General features: G+C 70.6%; 22 protein-coding genes. 3 read left to right on the top strand and 19 right to left on the bottom strand.

Annotation, left to right across the window (positions count from 1 at the left end; all coding sequences use genetic code 11):
* Positions 1 to 58: 58 nt before the first annotated feature.
* From OG972_RS27575 to leuA, 7 genes are all read right to left on the bottom strand, one after another.
* Positions 59 to 886 (bottom strand): isoprenyl transferase, encoded by an 828-nt coding sequence (locus OG972_RS27575; protein WP_266985856.1) that lies wholly within the window; start codon positions 884 to 886, stop codon positions 59 to 61.
* A gap of 36 nt (positions 887 to 922) precedes the next feature.
* A complete protein-coding gene (gene recO, locus OG972_RS27570; RefSeq protein ID WP_037698093.1) occupies positions 923 to 1669 on the bottom strand; it encodes a DNA repair protein RecO in 747 nt (248 codons plus the stop codon).
* A gap of 72 nt (positions 1670 to 1741) precedes the next feature.
* Positions 1742 to 2425, bottom strand: a complete 684-nt coding sequence (locus OG972_RS27565; protein ID WP_266985852.1) for a response regulator transcription factor — start codon at positions 2423 to 2425, stop codon at positions 1742 to 1744.
* Entirely contained in the window at positions 2422 to 3639 is a 1218-nt protein-coding gene (locus OG972_RS27560; RefSeq protein WP_266985850.1) for a sensor histidine kinase, read from the bottom strand. Before OG972_RS27560 ends, OG972_RS27565 begins: the two co-directional genes overlap by 4 nt.
* A gap of 32 nt (positions 3640 to 3671) precedes the next feature.
* On the bottom strand, positions 3672 to 5771 hold the full coding sequence (locus OG972_RS27555) for an MMPL family transporter (RefSeq protein WP_266985848.1): 2100 nt from the start codon (positions 5769 to 5771) through the stop codon (positions 3672 to 3674).
* 161 nt (positions 5772 to 5932) lie between these two features.
* On the bottom strand, positions 5933 to 6637 hold the full coding sequence (locus OG972_RS27550; RefSeq protein WP_266985846.1) for a TerB family tellurite resistance protein: 705 nt from the start codon (positions 6635 to 6637) through the stop codon (positions 5933 to 5935).
* 181 nt (positions 6638 to 6818) lie between these two features.
* Positions 6819 to 8606, bottom strand: a complete 1788-nt coding sequence (gene leuA, locus OG972_RS27545) for a 2-isopropylmalate synthase (protein ID WP_266985844.1) — start codon at positions 8604 to 8606, stop codon at positions 6819 to 6821.
* Positions 8607 to 8900: 294 nt separating this feature from the next.
* Between leuA and OG972_RS27540 the strand changes: the two genes are divergently transcribed.
* Positions 8901 to 9977, top strand: a complete 1077-nt coding sequence (locus tag OG972_RS27540; protein WP_266985842.1) for a M4 family metallopeptidase — start codon at positions 8901 to 8903, stop codon at positions 9975 to 9977.
* 117 nt (positions 9978 to 10094) lie between these two features.
* Positions 10095 to 10361, top strand: coding sequence for a protealysin inhibitor emfourin (locus OG972_RS27535; protein ID WP_266985840.1), 267 nt, complete (start codon positions 10095 to 10097; stop codon positions 10359 to 10361).
* A 41-nt stretch (positions 10362 to 10402) separates the two neighbouring features.
* On the opposite strand, the gene era is transcribed toward OG972_RS27535, so the two are convergent.
* The 9 genes from era to OG972_RS27490 all read right to left on the bottom strand — a co-directional run bounded on the left by era (position 10403) and on the right by OG972_RS27490 (position 19058).
* Positions 10403 to 11377: a GTPase Era gene (gene era / locus OG972_RS27530; RefSeq protein WP_266985838.1), complete on the bottom strand. Its 975-nt coding sequence runs from the start codon at positions 11375 to 11377 to the stop codon at positions 10403 to 10405.
* Positions 11378 to 11427: 50 nt separating this feature from the next.
* Positions 11428 to 12372, bottom strand: a complete 945-nt coding sequence (locus OG972_RS27525) for a DUF916 domain-containing protein (protein ID WP_266985836.1) — start codon at positions 12370 to 12372, stop codon at positions 11428 to 11430.
* Between the two features lie 87 nt (positions 12373 to 12459).
* Positions 12460 to 13839 carry a beta-xylosidase gene (locus OG972_RS27520; protein ID WP_266985834.1) on the bottom strand — a complete coding sequence of 460 codons (1380 nt, stop codon included), beginning with the start codon at positions 13837 to 13839 and terminating at the stop codon, positions 12460 to 12462.
* Positions 13840 to 14003: 164 nt separating this feature from the next.
* Positions 14004 to 14357 carry a cytidine deaminase gene (locus tag OG972_RS27515; protein WP_266985832.1) on the bottom strand — a complete coding sequence of 118 codons (354 nt, stop codon included), beginning with the start codon at positions 14355 to 14357 and terminating at the stop codon, positions 14004 to 14006.
* Between the two features lie 287 nt (positions 14358 to 14644).
* Positions 14645 to 14998 carry an MmcQ/YjbR family DNA-binding protein gene (locus OG972_RS27510; RefSeq protein ID WP_266985830.1) on the bottom strand — a complete coding sequence of 118 codons (354 nt, stop codon included), beginning with the start codon at positions 14996 to 14998 and terminating at the stop codon, positions 14645 to 14647.
* Positions 14995 to 16287: a hemolysin family protein gene (locus OG972_RS27505; RefSeq protein WP_266985828.1), complete on the bottom strand. Its 1293-nt coding sequence runs from the start codon at positions 16285 to 16287 to the stop codon at positions 14995 to 14997. Before OG972_RS27505 ends, OG972_RS27510 begins: the two co-directional genes overlap by 4 nt.
* Positions 16284 to 16781, bottom strand: a complete 498-nt coding sequence (gene ybeY / locus OG972_RS27500) for an rRNA maturation RNase YbeY (protein ID WP_030921061.1) — start codon at positions 16779 to 16781, stop codon at positions 16284 to 16286. The genes OG972_RS27505 and ybeY overlap by 4 nt, the downstream gene beginning before the upstream one ends.
* Before the next feature lie 12 nt (positions 16782 to 16793).
* On the bottom strand, positions 16794 to 17810 hold the full coding sequence (locus tag OG972_RS27495) for a PhoH family protein (RefSeq protein ID WP_266985825.1): 1017 nt from the start codon (positions 17808 to 17810) through the stop codon (positions 16794 to 16796).
* A gap of 138 nt (positions 17811 to 17948) precedes the next feature.
* Entirely contained in the window at positions 17949 to 19058 is a 1110-nt protein-coding gene (locus tag OG972_RS27490; protein ID WP_266985823.1) for a carbohydrate kinase family protein, read from the bottom strand.
* Between the two features lie 351 nt (positions 19059 to 19409).
* Between OG972_RS27490 and OG972_RS27485 the strand changes: the two genes are divergently transcribed.
* Complete coding sequence (locus OG972_RS27485; RefSeq protein WP_266985821.1) at positions 19410 to 20756, top strand: MFS transporter; 1347 nt, start codon at positions 19410 to 19412, stop codon at positions 20754 to 20756.
* 30 nt (positions 20757 to 20786) lie between these two features.
* Here OG972_RS27485 and OG972_RS27480 read toward each other — a convergent pair whose 3' ends face one another.
* Genes OG972_RS27480 through OG972_RS27470 form a run of 3 tightly spaced genes read right to left on the bottom strand, consistent with a single transcriptional unit; the run spans position 20787 to position 23118 of the window.
* Positions 20787 to 21779, bottom strand: a complete 993-nt coding sequence (locus OG972_RS27480) for an adenosine deaminase (protein ID WP_266990743.1) — start codon at positions 21777 to 21779, stop codon at positions 20787 to 20789.
* A 27-nt stretch (positions 21780 to 21806) separates the two neighbouring features.
* The gene (locus OG972_RS27475; RefSeq protein ID WP_266985819.1) at positions 21807 to 22724 is read right to left on the bottom strand and encodes a ribonuclease Z; all 918 of its coding nucleotides are present in this window, start codon (positions 22722 to 22724) and stop codon (positions 21807 to 21809) included.
* A 34-nt stretch (positions 22725 to 22758) separates the two neighbouring features.
* Positions 22759 to 23118, bottom strand: a complete 360-nt coding sequence (locus OG972_RS27470) for a histidine triad nucleotide-binding protein (protein ID WP_266985817.1) — start codon at positions 23116 to 23118, stop codon at positions 22759 to 22761.
* Positions 23119 to 23195 lie beyond the last annotated feature (77 nt).

Raw genomic sequence — 23195 nt, 5'->3', positions numbered from 1 at the left:
CGTACGGAGCGAGCGGACCGAGGCACCCGGGTGCCTCGGTCCGCTCGCTCCCCCGGGGTCAGGCCGTCGGCTCGGTCTCTTCCGCCGCCTCCACCGCGCCGCCGAAACGCCGGTCGCGCTGGGCGTACTCCAGGCAGGCCCGCCACAGGTCACGGCGGTCGAAGTCCGGCCACAACACGTCCTGGAAGACCATCTCGGCGTACGCGCTCTGCCAGATCAGGTAGTTGGAGGTGCGCTGCTCGCCGCTGGGGCGGACGAAGAGGTCCACGTCCGGCATGTCCGGGTAGTAGATGTACTTCGCGAAGGTCTTCTCGTTGACCTTCGCGGGGTCCAGCTTTCCGGCGGCGACGTCCTCCGCGATGCGCTGCGCGGCGTCGGCGATCTCGGCCCGGCCGCCGTAGTTGACGCAGAAGTACAGCGTCATCCTGTCGTTGTCCTTGGTCTGCTCCTGGGCGACCTGGAGCTCTTGGACGACGGACTTCCACAGCTTCGGCATCCTGCCCACCCAGCGGATGCGGATGCCCAGTTCGTCCATCTCGTCGCGGCGGCGGCGGATGACGTCCCGGTTGAAGTTCATCAGGAACTTCACTTCCTCCGGGGAGCGCTTCCAGTTCTCGGTGGAGAACGCGTACAGCGAGAGGTTCTTGACACCCATCTCGATGCAGCCCTTGAGGACGTCCATGACGACGCCCTCGCCGACCTTGTGGCCCTCGGTGCGCGGCAGACCCCGCTCCTTGGCCCAGCGGCCGTTCCCGTCCATGACGACGGCGACGTGCTTGGGCACCAGCTCGCCGGGGATCTTCGGGGGCGTGGCGCCCGAGGGGTGCGGCTCGGGGGTCTTGTACGTGCGCCGGTTACGGCCACCGAGGATCCCGCGTACTGCCATGAGCTGTCTCGTCTCCCTGTGCCTGCTGTGCCTGTGTTACTTCTCTACGTATCGCAGCGAGCGCAGTCCGCGCTCCAGATGCCAGTGGAGATAGGCGGACACCAGCCCGCTCCCCTCCCTGACATGCCGCGCCTCGCACGCGTCCGCCGTCTCCCAGTCACCGGTGAGCAGCGCGCTCAGCAGGGCGACGGCCTCAGCTGAGGGTACGACGCTGCCGGGCACCCGGCAGTCGCCGCATATGACGCCGCCCGCCGCGACGGAGAAGAACCGGTTCGGACCGGGCATTCCGCACCTCGCGCAGTCCTCGAAACTGGGTGCGTAGCCGTTGACCGCGAGGGAACGCAGCAGGAAGGCGTCGAGGATCAGGTTCGGGGCGTGCTCCCCGCGGGCGAGGGTGCGGAGCCCTCCGACGAGCAGCAGGTACTGCTGGACCGCGGGCTCGCCCTCGTGGTCGGTGAAGCGCTCGGCGGTCTCCAGCATCGCGGTGCCCGCGGTGTACCGGGCGTAGTCGGTGACGATGCCACCCCCGTACGGCGCGATGGTCTCGCTCTGGGTGCAGAGAGGCAGTCCGCGGCCGATCAGCTCGCTGCCGCGGGCGAAGAACTGCACGTCCACATGGGAGAACGGTTCGAGGCGGGCGCCGAACTTGGACTTCGTACGCCGCACCCCGCGCGCGACGGCCCGCACCCGGCCGTGGCCTCGGGTCAGGATCGTGATGATCCGGTCGGCCTCGCCCAGTTTCTGCGTGCGCAGCACCACGCCGTCGTCCCGGAACAAGCTCATGCGCCCATTGTCCTGTACCCGGCCACCGGAGCGGGCCCGCCCCCGAAGACCGTCCGGGACGGGCGCCCCGGTTCAGCTTCCGTCGGCCGCGCCGCCGGCCGGTACCGCGAGCCCCGACTCGTACGCCACGATGACCAGCTGCGCCCGGTCCCGGGCGCCCAGTTTGCCCATGATCCGGCTGACATGGGTCTTGGCGGTGAGCGGGCTGAGTCCCAGGGTCTCGGCGATTTCGGTGTTGTTGAGTCCGCGCGCGACCAGGCCGAGCACCTGCCGTTCCCGGTCCGAGAGGCAGTCCGGACCGCCCGGGGCGCCCCGGAGCGGCAGCTCGGGCCCGCGCAGCACACGGGAGATCAGCCGGGCGGTCGGGCCGGGCGAGAGCAGGGCATCGCCCGCGGACACCGTTCTGATCGCGGCGAGGAGTTCGGCGGGCCGGGTGTCCTTGACCAGGAAGCCCGAGGCGCCCGCGCGCAGCGCCTCGACGACATGCTCGTCGGTGTCGTACGTGGTCAGGACCAGTACCTTCACCCCGGCGAGCTCCCCGTCGGCGGCGATCAGCCGGGTCGCCTCGATGCCGTCGAGCTCCGGCATGCGGATGTCCATGACGACGATGTCGGGCCGGTGCGTGCGGGCCAGGCCGACCGCTTCGAGGCCGGTGCCCGCCTGTGCCACGACCTCCATGTCGGACGCCGACTCGACGAGCATCGCGAACGCCGCCCGGACAAGGGTCTGGTCGTCGGCGAGCAGTACGCGGATCATGGCGCGGTCTCCCCCTCGTGGCAGGGCAGCACCGCCGCGACCTCGAAGCCCCCGGCCGGGCCCGGCCCGGCCGTCAGCGTGCCGCCGGTGCTGCGTGCGCGTTCGCGCATCCCGACTATGCCGAACCCGGGTGCCGAGCCGTTCGCCCGGGGTCCTGCGCCGTCGTCGGTGACCTTGACGCTCAGTGCGCCGCGGCCGTCGGGTTCGACGGCCACCGTGATCCGTACCTCGGGTCCGGCATGGCGCAGGGCGTTGGTCAGCGACTCCTGCACGATCCGGTACGCGGCCGCGCCGGTCGCCGGGGCCACCCTGCTGCCCGGTGTGCGGACGGCCAGGTCGACCCGGGCCCCGGCGGCCTCCGCGGCCCGTACGAGACCGGGCAGCGCCGCCAGGTCCGGCAGCGGTCCGTCCGACTCGTGTCCGTCGCCGCGCAGCACCTGCAGGGTGGTGCGCAGTTCGGCGCGTGCCTCCCGGCAGGTGTCGGCGATGTCCTCCAGCGACCGGGCGACCGCCTGCCGGTCGAGCCGGTCCGGGTCGACGGTCAGAATGTGCGAGGCCACCGAGGTCTGGACGCCGATCAGCGTGATGCTGTGGGCCAGCAGGTCGTGCAGGTCGCGGGCGATCCGCAGCCGCTCCTCGGCGACCCTGCGCCGGGCCTCCTCCTCACGGGTCCGTTCGGCGCGTTCGGCGCGCTCCAGCACGGAGGCGACGTACTGGCGGTAGATGCGCACATCGACACCGCAGAACAGCACGGCGATGATCCACCCGGAAATCCGCAGCAGCTGCAGGCCTTCATGGGTGTTGATGGTGAGCACCACCGTCACCATGACGGAGAGCACACCGATCCCGGTCAGCAGCGTGCGCAGCGGCCGTCCGGTCACCGCCACCGTGTAGAGGGCGATCCAGGTCTGCGGCATCGGTGCCGAGTGCGCGTTGTCGAGCGCGTGGTACGGCATCAGGATCGGGATCATGGCGACCAGGGCGAGCAGTGGGCTGCGCCGCCGCCACACGATCGGTACGGCGCTCGCGATCAGCAGCACCCAGCCGAGCGCGTCCGGCGTCCGCGCCTGGTCGGTGGTGAGGGCGAGGACGGCGGAGAGCGCACCGGCGCCCCCCGCGACGAGGGCGTCGGTGCGCGTCCTGTGCGGTGCATGCAGGGGGTCGCGGTTGACGACCGCCAGGATGCGTTCGCGCCGGCGCGTGGATCGGGACACGCCGCCATCCTCCGGTACGCGCACGGGCACCGTCACCGGTTCCGTACGAGTTCGGGCTCGCGCGGCCCGGGGGCGGCGGGCGTCCGGCTGAGCTTCCCCGGCCACCAGATGGTGCGCTGGAGTGCCACGCTCGCCGAGGTCACGAGGTAGGTGCGGACGAGGAAGGTGTCGAGGAGGACACCGACCGCGATGACGAAGCCCATCTCGACCAGGCTGACCATCGGCATGTTCGTCAGGACGGCGAAGGTGGCCGCGAGCACCAGCCCGGCCGAGGCGATCACGCCGCCAGTGGTGCGCAGGGCGGTGAGTGCGGCGGCGGTCGGTTCGGCGCCGGAGAGTGCCTCCTCGCGGACCCGGTGCATCAGGAAGATGCCGTAGTCGACGCCGAGCGCCACCAGGAAGACGAAGGAGAGCAACGGCAGTCCGGGATCGGCGCCCTTCAGTCCGAGGACCGGTTCGAAGACCAGCCCGCCGATGCCGAGGGCGGCGCCCCAGACGGCGACGACGGCGGCGACGAGCAACAGCGGGGCGACGAGGCTGCGCAGCAGCGCGATCAGGATCAGCAGGACGGAGAGGAGGACGAGCGGGACGACGATCTTCAGGTCCCGGGCGTCGGCCGTCTCCAGGTCCATCTGCTGGGCGCTGGGACCGCCGACATGGCTGCCGTCCAGTCCGTCGCGCAGGGCCTTGATGGTGGCCTGTTCACCCGCGGACTCGGGGGCGTCGGTCGCGGCGACGGAGAGTTCGGTCCAGCCGCCGCCGCTGCGGCCTCGTTCGACGGCGGCGACACCGTCGGTGGCGCCGGCCTTCGCCATGGTCTCGGCCACCCGGTCGGTGGGGGCGATCACGGTGATCGGCTGGGTGGACCGCTCGGGGTAGGCGGCGGCGAGTGTCTCCATCGCGGAGATCGAGTCCGGTTTGCTGGTGAAGGAGTCCTCCTGCTTCAGGGCTCCGGGCATGTTGAACGCGCCGAGCGCCAGCGCCCCCAGCAGCACACCGCCGCAGGCGAGTACGGCGACGGGCCGGCGTCCGGCCGAGCTGCCCATCGCGGCGAACAGTGAACGCCGTTGCCCGGGTGTGCTGCCGTACGCGGGGACGAGTGGCCAGAACACCCGGCGGCCGAGCAGGACAAGGAGCGCGGGCAGCAGCGTCAGCATGGCGAGCAGCGCGCAGAGTACGCCGACGGCGGCGATGGGGCCCATGCCGCGGCTGCTGGTGAGGTCGGCGGCGAGCAGGCACAGGAGGCCCGCGGCGACGGTGCCGGAGGAGGCGAGAACAGCGGGTCCGCAGCCGCGCAGGGCTGCGGCCATGGCGTCGTACGGCCGTGCGGCGCGGCTCAGTTCCTCGCGGTAGCGGGAGACGAGCAGCAGCGCGTAGTCGGTGCCCGCGCCGAAGACGAGGATGGTCATCACGGCGGAGCTCTGGCCGGTGACGGTGACGTCGAAGCCCCGGTTGAGCCCGTATACGACGGCCATGGACAGCGCGTCGGCGACGCCCGCGACGACGAGCGGCACCAGCCACAGCAGCGGGCTGCGATAGATGACGATCAGCAAAATCGCCACGACCGCGACGGTCGTGTAGAGCAGCGGTCCGCCCAGCGACGTGTAGACCTCCTGGGAGTCGACGATCAGCGCCCCGGGGCCGCCCACTTCGACGCTCAGCCCGCCGCCGCCCTTCGCGACGTCGCGCACCTCGTCGACGAACGCCTTCCTGGCCTCGTCGTCCTGGCCGGGCTCCGTCGAGGAGACCGGGTACATCAGCGTCGTACCGTCCTTGGCGGGGACGCCCCTGGGGGTTCCGGTCAGGGTGTGGCCGCCCGCGAGCGCGGCGGCCTGCCGGTCCGCCGTGGCCCGGTCGGCGGCGGTCAGACCGCCGTCGCGGTGGTAGACGAGGACGAGATCGGTGGACTCCCCGCCGGGCAGCGCGTCCTGGATCTTCGCCACCTGCGTGGAGTCGGCGCTCGCCGGCAGGTAGTCGACGGCCCGGTTCGTCTGTACGTCGGCGAGCTTGCCCGCCAGCGGTCCGGCGAGCGCGATCACGGCGACCCAGAGCGCGAGGACCGCCCAGGGCAGCATGCGTCTGCGGCTGCCCGCCCGGAGCGGTGTGCCGCTGTCTTCTGTTACGGCCCTCATCACGGGCCCCCCTTCGGCCGGTTGTCCGGTACGTGTCCAGACTCCCGGCCGCCGGGGGCCGATTCGTCGCGCCGGGGACCGACTTCGCGGCTACTGCCGGGGTGGGCGAAGGGGCGCCCGTACTCCCGCGGGAGTACGGGCGCGGTGCGGAGCGGCGTATGTCACGAGGGGGTGCGCGCCGCCGCGGCGAGCAGCCGGGCCGTGTCGTCCGGGCAGAGCTGCAGCGCGGCGCCGACCGTGGTCAGCACCTCGCGCTCCGCCTGGCTGTACGGGCCGTCGGCGAGCGCGATCCTGGCGCCCTGCAGGAGGATCGATTCGCGTCCGCCGGGCGCGAGATGCGGGGCGAGGGGTTCCAGCGCCTCGTGGAGCTCGATGGCGAGGGCGGCGCCGCACGCCTCGGCGGCGGCGTCGAACGCGGAGCCGTGTCCGATGTCGGCGGCGAGGACCTCGACGACGGTGGAGAGCTGGTCCTCGGTGCAGTCGTCGAACCCGGCGCCGCGCACGGTGGCCGCCGCCGTCTCCAACGCGGTGCGGGAGGCGGTGCCACCGGCGGCGAGGATGCCGAGCGCGACGATGTGGACGGCGTCCCGGAGCATCGCGGAGAACCGGGTGGTGGTGGGGTGGTCGAGCGCATCGGTGCCGAAGTGGGTCCGGCAGGCGGCGCATTCGACGACGGGGCCCACGGTGCCGCGGCGCAGCAGTGGCACGCCGAGCACGGCGAAGCGACGACGGCCGGTGAGACGGCGGTAGTTGCGGTCACCACCGCAGCCGGGGCAGAAGAACTCGCCGTCACCGACGGCGTCCCAGATGGTGCGGATGCCGCAGATACGCAGCTTTATGGCGCGTTGTCCCAGGGCTGACCGCACGTCGCACACCTCCGTAACGCTCCGGCAACATTGCCGTGTTGACGTGATGTTAACCACAGTCGCGAGGTGACGTCAGCACCTCGCTCGTCACAACCGTCGGGAGATGGCCGGACCCCGCCCCCCTGGAGCGGGTGGGCGGGGTCCGTCGGCCGTGCGGTTCTACGCCCTTTCGGGCGCGGGGTCAGCGGGTCGCGCGGTTGACCGCGGAGACGACCGCCTTCAGCGAGGCCCGCGTGGTGTTGGCGTCGATGCCGATGCCCCACAGGACCTTTCCGTCGATCGCGCACTCAATGTACGAGGCGGCCTGGGCGCTCGCGCCCTCGCTCATCGTGTGCTCGGTGTAGTCCAGCAGACGGGCGTCGATGCCGATGGCCTGCAGCGCTTCGAAGAACGCGGAGATCGGACCGTTGCCGGTACCGGTCAGCACGGTGTCCGCGCCGTCCACGGTCGCGTCGACGGTGATCGTGTCCCGGCCGTCGGAACCGGTCGTGGTCTGACCGGAGCGGATCTGTACGCGCCCCCAGGCGTTCTCGGGGTTGGGCAGGTACTCGTCCTGGAAGGTGGACCAGATCTGTGTCGGCGTGACCTCGCCGCCCTCGGCATCGGTCTTGGCCTGAATGATCCGGGAGAACTCGATCTGCATCCGGCGCGGCAGGTCCAGCTTGTGGTCGTTCTTCAGGACGTAGGCGATTCCGCCCTTGCCCGACTGCGAGTTGACCCGGATGACCGCCTCGTACGAGCGGCCGACGTCCTTCGGGTCGATCGGCAGGTACGGCACCGCCCACTCGATGTCGTCGACGGTCTTGCCCTGGGCGGCCGCGTCGGCCTCCATGGCGTCGAAGCCCTTCTTGATGGCGTCCTGGTGGGAGCCGGAGAAGGCGGTGTAGACCAGGTCGCCCGCGTAGGGGTGGCGCGGGTGGACCTCCATCTGGTTGCAGTACTCGCTGGTGCGACGGATCTCGTCGATCTGCGAGAAGTCGATCTGCGGGTCGACACCCTGCGAGAACAGGTTCATGCCCAGCGTCACCAGGTCGACATTGCCGGTGCGCTCGCCCTGGCCGAACAGGCAGCCTTCGATCCGGTCCGCACCGGCCATGATCGCCAGCTCGGCGGCGGCGACGGCGGTGCCGCGGTCGTTGTGCGGGTGGACCGACAGGCAGACGTGCTCGCGGCGCGACAGGTTGCGCGACATCCACTCGAACCGGTCCGCGTGCGTGGACGGCGTCGAACGCTCCACGGTGGCGGGCAGATTGAGGATGATCTCGCGGCCCTCCTCGGGCTGCCAGACGTCACAGACGGCCTCGCAGACCTCCAGGGCGAAGTCCAGCTCGGTGTCGGTGAAGATCTCCGGGCTGTACTGGTAGCCGAAGATCGTCTCGTCGCCGAGGATCTTCTCCGCGTACTCCATGACCAGTCGGGTGCCGTCCACCGCGATCTGCTTGACCTGCTCCTTCGAACCGCGGAAGACCACACGGCGGAAGGTGGGAGCAGTGGCGTTGTACAGGTGCACCGTGGCGCGCCGCGCACCGACCAGTGATTCAACAGTTCGCTCGATCAGCTCCTCGCGGGCCTGGGTCAGGACGGAGATCGTCACGTCCTCGGGGATCGCACCCTCTTCGATGATGGAGCGCACGAACGCGAAGTCGGTCTCGCCGGAGGACGGGAAGCCGACCTCGATCTCCTTGTACCCCATGCGTACGAGCAGGTCGAACATCTCGCGCTTGCGGGCCGGCGACATCGGGTCGATCAGTGCCTGGTTGCCGTCACGCAGATCGGTGGACAGCCAGCGGGGCGCCACGGTGATCCGGTTGTCCGGCCAGGTGCGGTCGGGGATCTCGACGGCCTCGTACCGGCCGTACTTGTGGACCGGCATCCCGGACGGCTTCTGCAGCTGAGTGGCGTTGGTGATCGGCGTGGGCCGGCCGACGGCGTTCTCGACGGGGGTCTGAGCGGGATTCGCGGCGGTCATGACGTACGGCTCCTCGGGGTCCAGCGGTGGGACGGCCGACTGTGTCGCTGCAACACCAGACTCCGCGGGGAGGGGGTCGGCCTACGACTACAGGCCCTCGCCGCGGCAGCTAAGAAGAAGCAGCCCGAAACGCATGATGCGACGAGACTAACCGAGAGGCGCCTGAGACGTCGGTCGTGTATCAGTATGCGGGACCGGACCTCGGTAACGGGTAAACAGTGATCGATCACTCCATTTGTCCAATCCTGATGGCAAACAGTGACACGACGATGACGCAGTGCCACAGTCGAACTCATGCAGCCTCGACCTCAGCACGGGTTCCAGCCCGTCTTCTGCACGATCGTGCCGCCCCACGTACTCGACAAGCTGTCACAAGCCGACGACCCCGATCTGGCCGGTCCGGCCCGCCGCACCCTGGAGGGCGACGCCGCCCGGCGCACCCGCCGCCAGATGGCCACCCTCGTCACCCCCACACCCGGCCCCACGACGACGGACCAGCTGTCCGACAAGCCTGAGCGCACGCTCTACGACTGCCGCCACGGCACGCAGTTGCCGGGCTTCAAGGTCCGCGGCGAGGGTGAGGAGCCGACGAGGGACGCGAGCGTCAACCGCGCGTTCGCTGGACTCGGCGCCACCTTCGAACTGCTGCTCACGGCGTACGGCCGCCATTCGATCGACGGCAACGGGCTGCCGCTGATCGGCTCCGTCCACTACGACGAGAAGTACAACAACGCCTTCTTCGACGGCGAGCAGATGGTCTTCGGCGACGGGGACGGGGAGATCTTCCTCGACTTCACCGTCGCCATCGATGTGATCGCCCACGAACTGACGCACGGGCTGACCCAGCACACGGCCAACCTGAGCTATTTCGGCCAGTCCGGCGCCCTCAACGAGTCCATGTCGGACGTCTTCGGTTCCCTGGTGAAGCAGTACTCACTGGGCCAGACCGCCGACCAGGCGGACTGGCTGATCGGCGCAGGTCTGCTGGCCCCACGGGTGCAGGGCGAGGCGCTGCGCTCGATGAAGGCGCCCGGCACGGCGTACGACGACGATGTGCTCGGCAAGGACCCGCAGCCCGCGTCGATGGAGGACTACATCCACACCACCGAGGACAATGGCGGTGTACACCTCAACTCGGGCATCCCGAACCGCGCCTTCTATCTGTTGGCCACCGCACTCGGCGGCAACGCGTGGGAGCGGGCGGGACAGCTCTGGTTCGACGTCCTCACGGGCCGCCGCCTGGCCGCGGACGCGGAGTTCACGGACTTCGCCCGCCTGACGGTCGAAGCGGCGAGGGAGCGCTTCGGCGAGGGCGACGAGTTGGAAGCGGTACGGAAGGCATGGTCGGAGGTGGGCGTGCCGTCCGCGTAGGCCCGGTCACGGTTCCTGTCCTCGATCGCCGGAGCTCGGCCAAAAACAGGTCTCTCCGGCGATTGAGGAGCGGGGTCCGGGGCAGACCCCCGGAAACAACGCGAGAGGAGTCGAACCATGCGGATCCAGGTCACCCGCACCGGCGGCTTCACCGGCATCGCCCGCCACCGCGAGATCGACACCTCGGGCCTCACCGACGCAGCGGAGTGGGAAGCCCTGGCCGAATCCGCACTCGCGGCGGGCCGCGGCACCCCACCGTCCGGGGTGCCGGACGGCTTCCGGTACCGGATCACGGTCGACGACCGCACGACGCACTGCGCGGATCCGCACCTGACCGACGCCCAGCGCGCACTGATCTCACGCGTCCTCAAGGAGGGCGCGTGAGGTCGACGCGCGGCTGACCCGCCCACGGACTCCGCCGGCGCTCAGAACCCCAGCTTGCGCAGCTGCTTCGGGTCGCGCTGCCAGTCCTTGGCGACCTTCACATGCAGGTCCAGGAAGACCGGCGTGCCGAGCAGCGCCTCGATGTGCTTGCGCGACTTCGTGCCGACCTCTTTCAGCCGCTTGCCCTTCGGGCCGATGATGATGCCCTTCTGGCTGGGCCGCTCGATGTACACGTTCGCGTGGATGTCGAGCAGCGGCTTGTCCGCGGGCCGGTCCTCGCGCGGCAGCATCTCCTCGACGACGACCGCGATCGAGTGCGGCAGCTCGTCGCGTACGCCTTCGAGCGCGGCCTCCCGGATCAGCTCCGCGACCATCACCATCTCGGGCTCGTCGGTGAGGTCGCCCTCCGGGTAGAGCGGCGGGCTCTCGGGGAGCAGCGGCGCGATCAGGTCGGCGAGAAGGTCGACCTGGTTGTCCTTCACCGCGGAGACCGGAATGATCTCTGCCCATTCGAGGCCGATCTCCTCGCCCAGACGGGAGACGGCGATCAGCTGTTCGGCGAGCTGCTTGGAGTCGACCAGGTCGGTCTTGGTGATGATCGCGATCTTCGGGGTCTTCTTGATGCCCGCGAGTTCCTTGGCGATGAACTTGTCGCCGGGGCCGAGCTTCTGGTCGGCGGGCAGGCAGAAACCGATGACGTCGACCTCGGCCCAGGTGGTCCGCACGACGTCGTTCAGCCGCTCGCCGAGCAGCGTGCGCGGCTTGTGGAGGCCGGGGGTGTCGACCAGGATCAGCTGTGCGTCCTCGCGGTGCACGATGCCGCGCACCGTGTGGCGGGTCGTCTGGGGCCGGTTGGAGGTGATCGCCACCTTCTGGCCGACCAGAGCGTTCGTAAGGGTGGACTTGCCCGCGTTGGGGCGGCCCACGAAGCAGGCGAAGCCGGCCCGGTGGGGGGCGTTGTTCTCAGCCTGCTGCGCAGCAGCTTCTGGGTTCGGTCGAGCGCTCATGGCGCCCATTGTCCCCGATCCCGGCGGCCCCGCCGCACAGCGGGCGGCCTGCTGTCGTCTCAGGCCCTGCGGATGCGGCTCCGCCGGGCCCGTATCCACATCCCCGTACCGCCGCCGACGATCACCAGCAGGACCGCGGCCATCAGCCAGGGCAGTGCGACGTACCGGGCGGCGGCGGACTCATGGGTGTCGCGGGCGCTCGCGGTCAGTTCGATCTCGCCCCATTCCAGCTGCGGCGCGTCGGCCCACTGCTCGGTCAGCCGGACCTCCTGGCGGGGCAGCAGCTCGGACGGGATCCTCTTCAGGTCGCGGGCGAGCAGGGTGCGGCCGAAGAGCCCCTGGGCCTTGAGGGCGACCTTGGGGTTGAGGGTGACGTTCCCGCGGTTGTGGAGGGTGTACGAGATGACGGCCCGGCTCCTTCCGGTGCCCGGGACGAGCGGCTGGGTGTGCTCGACGGTGACGTCGTCGACGGACAGCGCGGGCATCGTCGGTCCGTTGACCCGGAGATAGATGCGGGCGCCGACCGCTTTCCGGATGCCGACGGCGACGGCTCCCCGGTCGGCGGGGTCGATGCGTTCGTCGAGAGCGACGAGGGCGCCCGGGTGGTCGCCGGGCTCGGCGGTCTCCGGGAGGGTGACGGTGACCGGCACGGTGACGGAGCCGTGCGGTTTCACGGTGACCTTGTCGCGGCCGGTCCTCGCCCAGGCGCCGACGGAACGCTGCTTCTCGTCCGGGGAGCGGACGGCGAACCCGCCGTCGCGTTCGGTGTTGTAGGCGTCGGCGGCATACAGCCGGAAGGTCAGGGGCTCGGCGGTCTTGTTGGTGACGGTGACCTTGTCGGTGAGGGTGGCACCGGGGTCGGCGGAGAGATAGAAGTACGGGCGCTGCCCGTACTTCGTGGTGGCCGGGTAGACGGACCAGCTGCCGTTGTCGGCGGCATGGCCCGCGGGTGCGCCGAACAGCAGCAGGACGGCGGCCAGGAGGAGTACGTACAGCTTGCGCACGGTGCGGAACCCCCAGGGTGCTCGGTACGGACAGGGTGGGCCGGCCGGGTTCACCGCCCGGCCCACCGGTCGGTCGGGGACCGACGCTCAGGTGAGGGTGAGCGTCAGCACGCCGGAGTACGTGCCGGTCGCGGTGTACGCCGGTACGTCCAGGGCGAGCCGGGCGTCGACGGCGAACTCACCGCCGGTGAACGCCCCGTTCGGGGTGGACGCCAGGGTGGCGCCCGCACTGCCGACCGAACCCTCGGAACCTGCGGCGCAGGTGCTCGGGCTCCCGGGTTTTGTCCCGCAGACCGGGGTCCAGCTGAGCGCGGAGGCGCCGATCGTCGCACCGCCGGGGCCGCTGAAGTCGGTGACCTTGCCGGTCAGGGACCAGCCCGCAGGACCGCCGCGGAAGTCCTGGACCGTCACCGTCTGCAGGGAGCCGCGGGAGGCGCCGCCCGTGCCGAAGTCGACCGCCGACATCTCGACGGTGTCGCCGGCCTGGGTCATGGACAGGGTGCCCGCCTTGACGGACGAGGTGAGTCGCTGGCTGTCGCCGGGGATCTCCCCGCCGCCACCGGTGACGGTGTACGCCTGCGGGCCCGCACCCTTGTCGGCGTCCCAGCCGGAGCCCTCGTACGCGACGATGCCGGTGGTCGCCGGATCGTTGACGGTGAGCTGTCCGGTGAAACCGCCGTGGCTGTCGGCCGTCACCGTGACCGTGTCCGCGGTCTGGGTGCCTCCGGCCCGGCCCGCCAGGGTGACGTTCGCGCCCGCGGTGAACTTCGATCCGGTCACGGTGACCGGATCGCCCGCCTTGCCGGAGGCCGTACCGAGCTGGATGGCACGCTCGTTGACCTGGCCGCCGCCGTTCGTCGCGATGACCGTCTGGGAGACGGGGGCGGGCGGGTTCGTCACCGTGCAGGGGGTGTCCAGCTCCATGATGTAGCTGGTGTGGATGTTGTAGTCGCCGGGCGAGAGCGTGATCTCACCCGGTGCGGTGACCGTGAAGGCGCCCGTCATGGAGAAGGACGGGAAGTTGCCCTTGCCGGGTACAGGGTCGTTCTTCTTCGGACCGGCGACGGTGACGCTGCCGCTCTGGGCGCCGCCGACGGTGACCTTGCCGGTCGGCGTCATGATGTCGGCGGGCAGGGCCAGATCGACCGGGTTGCTCGCGGCCGGCTTGACCACGGTGTACGTGACGTTGACCGTGTCGCCCACCTTCGGGGCGGCGTTGTCGACGCTGATCTGCGCCGTCGTCGTCCCGTCGATCGGCGGGATGCCCGCGATGGCCGGCGGGATGCAGTGCGTGGGGAAGTCCACCGCGACGGAGGCCGTCGTCAGGGCCTGCGCGGGGCCTGCGAGTACTCTTCCCCCGGTGACGACGAGCGCGGTGACGCCGAGCGCGGCGGCCCAGCGGCGCCTGCGGTCCGGGTGTCTTCGGACGGCGGATCTTCGAATGGTCGGATGCGTGGTCGGACGCATGGAACCCCCTCCTGCGGGACGCGGCGCAGCGGCTCTTCTGCGCCGGCAGGGGGCCATTGATGACTCCGGTCGAAAAGAAGTCAATGGCAGCGAAATGCCCCGACTGATGGGCCATCAGATGCTGTCAAGATCCCTGCTCCCAGGGATCCTGACGACATCCGAGGTCAGCCGGCCGTCACACTGACCCGCACCGCGCCGTCCGGTCCGGCCAGCAGGACCGGGGTCTGCGGCCCGCCCAGGTCCCGCACCGCCGCGCGGTCCGCGTCCGACGGGGACTCCGCCTCGGAGACGATCGCGGCCGCCTCCAGAGAAGTGGCGCCGCTGGCCACCGCCATCGCGACGGCGGTCTGCAGGGCGCTCAGCTTCAGCGACTCCAGCTGTACGGTGCCCGCGACATACGTACGTCCGGTCTCGTCCCGTACGGCCGCGCCCTCCGGCACACCGTTGCGGGCGCGGGCGCTGCGCGCCAGCGTGACGATCTTGCGGTCCTCGGGGCCGAGGTCGGTGCTCTCAGTCATGTGCCGAGCATACGAAGCGGACGGCCGGGAACCGCACGCGGGCGGTCGCCCGGTCACCCGGTACATCGAGCCGCGGCGGCCCTCCGGCGAGGCGAGCCACTGGAGCCGATCGCGTCCCAGTGCGGCGAACGGGCCCGGTGGACCGGGTCGGTGAAGAAGGCGATCAGGCAGTTCTGCCCTGGTCGCGACAGGGGCGGCCGGCCTCCGCCGCGCGTGACGGGCCGCAGCCGGCCCCTCCGGCGGTGGAGGAGCGGGCCCGGGGCGGCGCCCCGGAACCGGGGCCCGCTCTACCCCCGGTCCAGCCGCAGCCGCTCCGCCCGCGGCAACCCCGCCACCACCAGGTCGTACGAGTCCTCGATCAGCTCCCGCAGCAGGCGCGCCGGCACCCCCGACACCGTCACCGTGTTCCAGTGCCGTTTGTTCATGTGCCACCCCGGGGCGATCGCCGCGTACTTCTCCCGCAGCCGCACCGCGTCATCCGGATCGCACTTCAGATTGACTGTGAGCGGCCGTGCGTCCAACGCGCTGAGCGCGAACATCTTGCCGAGCACCTTGAAGACCGAGGTCTCCGGTCCGAACGGAAACTCCTCGACGCTCGCGTTGAACTCCAGGCAGAACGCCCTCAACTCCTGCGGGGTCATTCCGCTGCTGCCTCGTCCGGCACCACCGGCTCCACGAGCACCGTGACGATCTTGTTCCGGCGCCCCGCCGGGGACTCCGCGGTCAGCCGGAGCCGACGCCCGTCGGGAAGATCGACGACCGCGGAAGCCCCGGCGATCGGCACCCGGCCGAGCGCCTTCGCCAGGAGTCCGCCGACCGTCTCCACGTCCTCGTCGTCAAACGCGTCGAGCCCGAACAACTCGCCCAGGTCGCCGATGTCGAGCCGGGCGGTCACCCGGAAGCAGCCGTTCTCCAGCTCCTGGACGGGCGGGAGCTCACGGTCGTACTCGTCGGTGATCTCACCGACGATCTCCTCCAGGATGTCCTCGATCGTGACGATGCCCGCCGTGCCGCCGTACTCGTCGATGACGACGGCGACGTGGCTGCGGTCCTGCTGCATCTCGCGCAGCAGATCACCGGCGTTCTTGGTGTCCGGCACGAACGCCGCGGGACGCATCGCCGTGGAGACCGGATCGGCCTCCGACTCCCGGTTGATGTGCGTCTTGCGGACCAGGTCCTTGAGGTAGACGATCCCGACGATGTCGTCCTCGTTCTCCCCGGTGACCGGGATCCGGGAGAACCCGGAGCGCAGGGCCAGGGTCAGCGCCTGCCGGATCGTCTTGTACCGCTCGATGCAGACCAGGTCCGTCCGCGGCACCATCACCTCGCGCACCAGCGTGTCTCCGAGCTCGAAGACGGAGTGCACCATGCGCCGCTCCTCGTCCTCGATCAGCGACTCCTGCTCGGCGAGGTCGACCATCGCCCGCAGTTCCGCCTCGCTGGCGAACGGGCCCTTGCGGAAACCCTTGCCGGGGGTGAGCGCGTTGCCGAGGAGGATCAGCAGCTGGGGGATCGGGCCCATGATCCTGGCGAGCGGCAGCAGCACGTACGCCGCCGCCGTCGCCGTGTTCAGCGGGTGCTGCCGCCCGATGGTGCGCGGCGAGACGCCGATGGCGACGTACGACACGAGGACCATCACGCCCATCGCGACGGCCAGCGCCTCCCAGGTCTCCGGGAACTCCTTCAGGCACGCGTACGTGACGAGCACGCCGGCCGACATCTCGCAGGCGACCCGCACGAGCAGGGCGACATTGAGATAGCGGGTCGGGTCGGCCGCGACCTGTTCCAGCTTGTCGCTGCCGCGCCGCCCGGAGCGCACCGCCTCGGCCGCCCGGAAGCTCGACGTGCGGGCGATGCCCGCCTCGGCGCAGGCCGCCAGCCAGCCGAACACGACCAGCAGAACGGCACCCAGGACGAGTGGGACGCTCACGAGACGGTGGGGGCGGGCGACGGACCGGTCAGGCCGTGCTCGGCGCGCCAGCCGTCCACGATCGCTGCCTGGAGACCGAACATCTCGGCCTTCTCGTCCGGCTCTTCGTGGTCGTACCCCAGCAGATGCAGCACCCCGTGGACGGTGAGGAGCTGGAGCTCCTCGTCCATGGAGTGCTGGGTCTCCGCGTCCTCGCCCTGCTTCTTCGCGACCTCCGGGCAGAGCACGATGTCACCGAGGAGCCCCTGCGGGGGCTCCTCGTCGTCCTTCGCCGGCGGACGCAGTTCGTCCATCGGGAAGGACATGACATCCGTCGGACCCGGCAGGTCCATCCACTGGATGTGGAGCTGCTCCATGGCGTCGGTGTCCACCACGATCACCGAGAGTTCGGAGAGCGGGTGGATCCGCATCCGTGCGAGCGCATAGCGGGCGATGTCGAGGATCGCCTGCTCGTCGACCTCGGTTCCGGACTCGTTGTTGACGTCGATCGACATGGTGCGCTGCGACTACTTCCGTTTGTGGCTGTCTCGGTTGTCGTACTTCTCGTACGCGTCGACGATACGGCCGACGAGCTTGTGCCGGACGACATCCTGGGAGGTGAGCCGGGAGAAGTGGACGTCCTCGACCTGGTCCAGGATCTCCTGGACCTGACGCAGACCGCTCTTGGTCCCGTTCGGCAGGTCGACCTGGGTGACGTCACCGGTGACGACGATCTTCGAGTCGAAGCCGAGCCGGGTCAGGAACATCTTCATCTGCTCGGCGCTGGTGTTCTGCGCCTCGTCGAGAATGATGAACGCGTCGTTGAGCGTCCGTCCGCGCATGTACGCCAGCGGCGCCACCTCGATCGTGCCCGCCGCCATCAGCCGCGGGATCGAGTCGGGGTCGAGCATGTCGTGCAGCGCGTCGTAGAGCGGACGCAGATACGGGTCGATCTTGTCGAAGAGCGTGCCGGGCAGGAACCCGAGCCGCTCCCCCGCCTCGACGGCGGGCCTGGTCAGAATGATCCGGCTGACCTGCTTGGACTGCAGTGCCTGGACCGCCTTCGCCATGGCGAGATACGTCTTGCCGGTACCGGCGGGTCCGATACTGAAGACGATCGTGTGCTTGTCGATGGCGTCGACGTAGCGCTTCTGGTTGAGCGTCTTGGGGCGGATCGTGCGACCGCGGTTGGAGAGGATGTTCTGCGTGAGCACCTCTGCGGGCGTCTCGCCCTGCGGCTCCCCCTGCCCGTTGCCGCTCGCCCGGAGCATGGCGATCGAGCGTTCCACTGCGTCCTCCGTCATCGGCTGCCCGGTGCGGAGCACGAGCATCATCTCGTCGAACAAGCGCTGAATCAGGGCGACATCAGCTGCGTCACCCGTGGCTCGGATTTCGTTGCCCCGGACATGAATATCGGCCGCCGGGAACGCCGTTTCGATCACGCGCAGCAGCGAGTCGCCCGATCCCAGGAGCATCACCATGGGGTGTGCGGCCGGAATCATGATCTGGGCACGCGCCTGCGGCTGTGTGGGTGTCTGAGTCATGGGCCGGCCCTCGGGCCTGCACATACCTCCCGTTGCAGGGTTCTCGCCGCTCGACAACCTCTGGACTTCCAAGCCTACGACTCCGCGCGGACAACACCGAGGGCTTTTTCGCACACGATGCGAACATCCGTGCCCGCGTCACGCGAAGTGGCGGAAGCCGATCGTCGGCACGGCCCGGCGCAGCGGCCACGGCCGGGCGGCGGCGGGAAGCAGATGCTCCAGGAACGCGTACCGCTGGAGGGCCGCCGGATCCTGCCCGTCGCAGGTGCGGACCCGCTGCCACCAGGCGGCGACCTCTGCCCAGCCCGGCGCCGACAGGGACCCGCCGAACTCCTGGACGGAGAGCGCCGCGGTCAGTCCGGCGAAGGCCAGTCGATCGGCCAGCGGCCAGTCCGCCAGGGTGCCGGTGACGAATCCGGCGACGAAGACATCGCCCGCGCCGGTCGGGTCGAGGGCCTCGACCTCGATCGCGGGCACCTCGGCGGTGACACCGGTCTCCGCGTCCACCGCGTAGGCACCCTCCGCGCCCAGCGTGACGACGGCGAGCGGCACCCGTTCGGCGAGGGCGCGGGCGGCGGCACGGGGGCAGTCGGTACGGGTGTAGCGCATCGCCTCCTCCGCGTTGGGCAGGAACGCCTGGCAGTACTGCAGGTCGGGAAGCGCGTCCAGGTCCCAGCGGCCGGTCTCGTCCCAGCCGACGTCGGCGAAGATCCGGGCGCCGTGCCGGGCCGCGACGGCGACCCACGGCTCGCTGCGGCCGGGGGTCAGCGAGGCGATGGCGGCGCGGGCGCGCGGCGGGCAGCGCGGGAAGGCCCGGTCCGCGTGCGAGGGGGTGACGGGCGGCGGGGCCTCGTGTCCGTGCGAGACCATCGTCCGCTCGCCCTCGTACGCCATGGAGACGGTCACCGGCGAGTGCCAGCCGGGGACGGTGTGCGACATCGAGAGGTCGATGCCCTCGCCCTGTTCGAGGGCGTCCCAGCAGTACTCCCCGTAATGGTCGTCGCCGAACGCGGCGGCGAGCGAGGTGTGCAGTCCGAGCCGGGCCAGTGCGGTGGCCATGTTGGCGACGCCGCCGGGGCTGGAGCCCATGCCGCGGGCCCAGGACTCGGTGCCGCGGACCGGGGCGCTGTCCAGCCCGGTGAAGACGATGTCGAGGAAGACCGTGCCGGTGAGGAACACATCGCAGTCCGGGTCCTGCGGGGCACGCAGCCCGTCCAGTGGGTCGATGCCTGGATTGTCTGTGCTCACCTTGCACTCCCCGGTCGTGACAGATCCGGCCAGTGTGCCCGATTCCCCCTGCATCCGGGTGGGTCCGCACCATCGCGCCGGGCGGGCGTGAGCCGGACCGGTGCCCGACGCGCCCCGGGTCCACGCACACCCGCACTGACCTGCGTAAACATGCGCTGTTACCCGCTCCGTAAGGTGGCAAACGCCAATGTGACCCAGATCACTCAGGGGCGCCTTTCGGTCGACTGTGCGCACTTGATACAAATTGGCCCGCACGCACCGTCGCCGATCGACACCGACGAGTGCCACGCCCCCCCCTGCTGTACCTCCCCCGCCTTCCCTGCCCTCTTCGGCATGTCTTCAGGAACGCCCATGTCCCCGCGCCCTCGCGCCGTGTGGCCCCTGGTCGCCGTGTTCACCGCCGGTTACCTCGCCGCCTATCTGCTCCCCACCATCGTCGGCCGGCTCTCCACCCATCTGGGCCTCAGCGCGGCCCAGGCGGGTCTGGTCGGCAGCGCACTCCTGCTGAGTTCGGCCACCGCCGGATTCACACTGGCGGGCCGGGTCGAGCGGTACGGGTCGCAGAGACCGGCGCGGGCCGGACTGGCCCTGGCCGTGGTGGGCTACGGTTGCGCCGCGCTGGCCGGTTCCGTGCCCCTCGTGGTCGTGGGCGCGGTGATCGGCGGGCTCGGCTCGGGTACGGCGACGGCAGTGGCCGCGGCCGGTATCGCCGCACAGCGTGATCCGCACCGGACCTCGTCCCTGGGCCTGCTGAGCGTCTCCGCGACCGCGGGCGCCCTCTACCTGACGATCCCTCACCTGGGCGGTGGCCACCGGCTGCCGTTCGCCTCGATCGCCCTGGTCGCCCTGCTCGTCTGGCCCGCCACCGCGCGGCTCGGCGGCTCGGCACCCACCGGTTCGACGGCGCCGGTGAGCGGCCGGCTGCCGCACCGCCGCTCCGGTCTGGTGCTGGCGGGCGGCATGCTCGTCTGGTCGATGGCACAGAACGCCCTGTGGGGGGTCAGCAGCCGGATCGGCGTGTCCCAGGCCGGGCTCTCGGAGGTCACCATCGGCGCGGTGTTCGCCGCCGCGCTCGGCGCCGGCCTGCTCGGCGTGATGGGCGCCGGAGTGCTGGGCGCCAGACTCGGCCGGGCCGTCCCGATCGGTCTCGGCACCGTGATCATCGCGGGCAGCATCGTGCTCAGCTCGTCGGCCGCAGGACTCGGCTCGTTCGCCACCGGCGAGATCACGTGGAACACCGTCTACCCGGTGGTCCTGTCGTATCTGATCGGTCTGGCCGCGTCCCTGGACGTACGGGGCCGCTGGGCGGTCCTCGCGGGCTCCGCGTCGTCCGTCGGCGTGGCCTGCGGCCCGGTCCTCGGCAGCGTGCTGTCCGAGACGGCCGGCTACCCGGTGATGGGCCTGATCCTGGGCGCCGTGACCCTGCTGGTCGCCGCCCCGGTCACGGCCGTCGCGCTGCACACCGGCGGCCGTCCGCTGGTGCCCGGCTCCGTCCGCCGCCGGGGCGGCGCCCCCGCGGCGCTGCTCGCCGCGACCACCGGCACGCTGTCCGGCGCGGTGCCCAGGATGGGCGCGCCGGAACAGGCCGTCACGGAGATCAGCATGCCCGCGCTGCGCCGCAGGCGCCTCGGCAGGAACGCGTTCCGGACGGCCGGTCCGTCGGGCGCGGACGGCCAGAGCCTGCCGGGTGACCTCTGATCGGGCGGACGAAGGTCACCCGGCGGGCTCTCAGTCGAACGCGTACGCCTCGACCTCCGACAGGTAGCGCGACCTGCGCTCCTCGTCGTGGTCGAGGAAGGCCGCCTCGAAGGAGTTCCGGGCCAGCGTGCGCAGCTGCTCACGCTCCAGTCCGAGCGCCTCGTGGACTGCATGGAAGGTGTCTCCGACGTATCCGCCGAAGTACGCGGGGTCGTCGGAGTTCACCGTGCAGAGCAGCCCGGCGTCCAGCATCGCCCGCAGCGGGTGCTGTTCCAGGGTGTCGACGGCGCGCAGCCGTACGTTGGACAGCGGGCAGAGGGTGAGCGGCACCCGGTCGGCTGCGAGCCGCTTCACCAGGTCCGGGTCCTCCATGCAGCGCAGCCCGTGGTCGATGCGCTCGACCCCGAGGACGTCGAGCGCCTCCCGGATGTACTCCGGCGGCCCCTCCTCTCCGGCGTGTGCGACCTTCCGCAGCCCGAGCGCCCCGGCCGCCTCGTACACCTCACGGAACTTCGCGGGTGGATGCCCGACCTCCGCCGAGTCCAGGCCGACGGCGCTGATCCGGTGCAGGTACGGCTTCGCGGCGTCGAGGGTCTCCAGGGCCGATTCGGCGGACTGGTCGCGCAGGAAGCACATGATCAGCTGGGTGGAGATGCCATGGGTCTCCTCGCTGCGGTCGAGCGCCCGGCCGAGTCCTTCGACCACGGTGCCGATCGGGACACCGCGGGCGGTGTGCGCCTGCGGGTCGAAGAAGATCTCCGCGTGGCGGACGCCCTGGGCGGCCGCGCGGGTGAGGTAGGCGTCGGCGAGCTGCTCGAAGTCCTCCTCGGTGCGCAGGACGGCCATCAGCGCGTAATAGAGGTCCAGGAAGGACTGCAGATCGTCGAAGAGATAGGCGGTGCGCAGCTCTTCGGTGTTCGCGTACGGCAGCTCCACGCCATTGCGCTCGGCGAGGGCGAAGGCCAGCTCGGGTTCGAGGGTCCCTTCGATGTGGAGGTGGAGTTCTGCCTTGGGGAGATGCACGGGTTGCTCGCTCACTCTTGCTGCCTGCTACTGCTGCTGTTGATGTCGGCTCGGGACGGGAACGCTGATCAGGTCCTGGGCGATGGTCAGTTCACCCTCGAACCCGGCGGCGCGGGCCTGCGTGGCGAAGACATCCGGATCCCCGTACCGCTGCGAGAAGTGCGTCAGCACGAGATGCCGTACGCCCGCCTCCCGGGCCACCCGGGCCGCCTGTCCGGCGGTGAGATGGCCGTGGTCGGTGGCGAGCCGTTCGTCCTCGTCGAGGAAGGTCGACTCGATGACCAGCAGGTCGCACCCCTCGGCGAGCGTGTACACGCCGTCGCAGAGCCTCGTGTCCATGATGAACGCGAAGCGCTGTCCGCGCCTGCGCTCGGAGACGTCGTCCAGGCCGACGCCGCCCAGCGAGCCCTCGCGCTGGATCCGTCCGACGTCCGGCCCGCTGATCCCGTGCTCGGCGAGCCGGTCGGGCAGCATGCGCCGCCGGTCGGGCTCGACGAGGCGGTAGCCGTACGACTCGACGGGGTGGGAGAGCCGGTGGGCGTGCAGGGTGTATGCGGCGGTCTCGGCGAGGACCCCGTCGGCCGCGACCGGGGCCTCGGTCAGCTCGACGGATTCGCGGTAGGCGGTCGCGTACCGCAGCCGCTCGAAGTACTGCTGCCCGCTCGCCGGGTAGTGCGCGCTCACGGGGTGCGGGACCTGGTCGAGATTGATGCGCTGGATCACCCCGGCAAGGCCGAGGGAGTGGTCGCCGTGGAAGTGCGTGACGCAGATCCGGTTGATGTCGTGCGCGGCGACACCGGCGCGCAGCATCTGGCGCTGGGTGCCCTCGCCGGGGTCGAAGAGGATGCCCTCGCCGTCCCAGCGCAGCAGATAGCCGTTGTGGTTGCGGTGTCGGGTGGGGACCTGGCTGGCGGTGCCGAGGACGACGAGTTCGCGTACGGACATGAGTGCGGCGGCCTGCGATTCGGGTGGTTCGGCGTTATCCGGGCGGCCACTGCATTCCGCGGCCGCCCAGGACGTGGGCGTGCGCGTGGAAGACGGTCTGCCCGGCACCGGCGCCGGTGTTGAAGACGACCCGGTAACCGGTGTCGGTGATCTTCTCGTCGGCGGCGATGTGCCCGGCCTCGCGCAGTATGTCCGCGGCGATCTGCGGCTCGACGGCGGCGAGGGTGGCGGCGTCGCGGTGGTGGACGCGGGGGATGACAAGGATGTGGGTGGGGGCCTGGGGGTTGATGTCGCGGAAGGCGACGGTCGTCTCGGTCTCGCGGACGATGGTTGCCGGGACGTCTCCCGAGACGATCTTGCAGAACAGGCAGTCGGGCTGCGGTTCTCCCGCCATGGCCGGGCTCCTCGGTCGCGTGGTTGATCCGTACACGGGCATGCTATCGGGCGCGGTTGCCCCGCTCCCGAAACCGG

Source organism: Streptomyces sp. NBC_01669, from assembly GCF_026339735.1.
Taxonomy (GTDB): Bacteria; Actinomycetota; Actinomycetes; order Streptomycetales; family Streptomycetaceae; genus Streptomyces; species Streptomyces yanii.
Note: the sequence above shows the minus strand (reverse complement) of the source record. Positions and strands in the feature narration are given on the sequence as shown.

Bases quoted from the DNA above. Each gene is read 5' to 3' on its own strand.
- OG972_RS27575 (WP_266985856.1), bottom strand. From the start codon at position 886: ATGGCAGTACGCGGGATCCTCGGTGGCCGTAACCGGCGCACGTACAAG.
- recO (WP_037698093.1), bottom strand. From the start codon at position 1,669: ATGAGCTTGTTCCGGGACGACGGCGTGGTGCTGCGCACGCAGAAACTG.
- OG972_RS27565 (WP_266985852.1), bottom strand. From the start codon at position 2,425: ATGATCCGCGTACTGCTCGCCGACGACCAGACCCTTGTCCGGGCGGCG.
- OG972_RS27555 (WP_266985848.1), bottom strand. From the start codon at position 5,771: ATGAGGGCCGTAACAGAAGACAGCGGCACACCGCTCCGGGCGGGCAGC.
- leuA (WP_266985844.1), bottom strand. From the start codon at position 8,606: ATGACCGCCGCGAATCCCGCTCAGACCCCCGTCGAGAACGCCGTCGGC.
- OG972_RS27540 (WP_266985842.1), top strand. From the start codon at position 8,901: ATGCAGCCTCGACCTCAGCACGGGTTCCAGCCCGTCTTCTGCACGATC.
- OG972_RS27535 (WP_266985840.1), top strand. From the start codon at position 10,095: ATGCGGATCCAGGTCACCCGCACCGGCGGCTTCACCGGCATCGCCCGC.
- era (WP_266985838.1), bottom strand. From the start codon at position 11,377: ATGGGCGCCATGAGCGCTCGACCGAACCCAGAAGCTGCTGCGCAGCAG.
- OG972_RS27520 (WP_266985834.1), bottom strand. From the start codon at position 13,839: ATGCGTCCGACCACGCATCCGACCATTCGAAGATCCGCCGTCCGAAGA.
- OG972_RS27515 (WP_266985832.1), bottom strand. From the start codon at position 14,357: ATGACTGAGAGCACCGACCTCGGCCCCGAGGACCGCAAGATCGTCACG.
- OG972_RS27510 (WP_266985830.1), bottom strand. From the start codon at position 14,998: ATGACCCCGCAGGAGTTGAGGGCGTTCTGCCTGGAGTTCAACGCGAGC.
- ybeY (WP_030921061.1), bottom strand. From the start codon at position 16,781: ATGTCGATCGACGTCAACAACGAGTCCGGAACCGAGGTCGACGAGCAG.
- OG972_RS27495 (WP_266985825.1), bottom strand. From the start codon at position 17,810: ATGACTCAGACACCCACACAGCCGCAGGCGCGTGCCCAGATCATGATT.
- OG972_RS27485 (WP_266985821.1), top strand. From the start codon at position 19,410: ATGTCCCCGCGCCCTCGCGCCGTGTGGCCCCTGGTCGCCGTGTTCACC.
- OG972_RS27475 (WP_266985819.1), bottom strand. From the start codon at position 22,724: ATGTCCGTACGCGAACTCGTCGTCCTCGGCACCGCCAGCCAGGTCCCC.
- OG972_RS27470 (WP_266985817.1), bottom strand. From the start codon at position 23,118: ATGGCGGGAGAACCGCAGCCCGACTGCCTGTTCTGCAAGATCGTCTCG.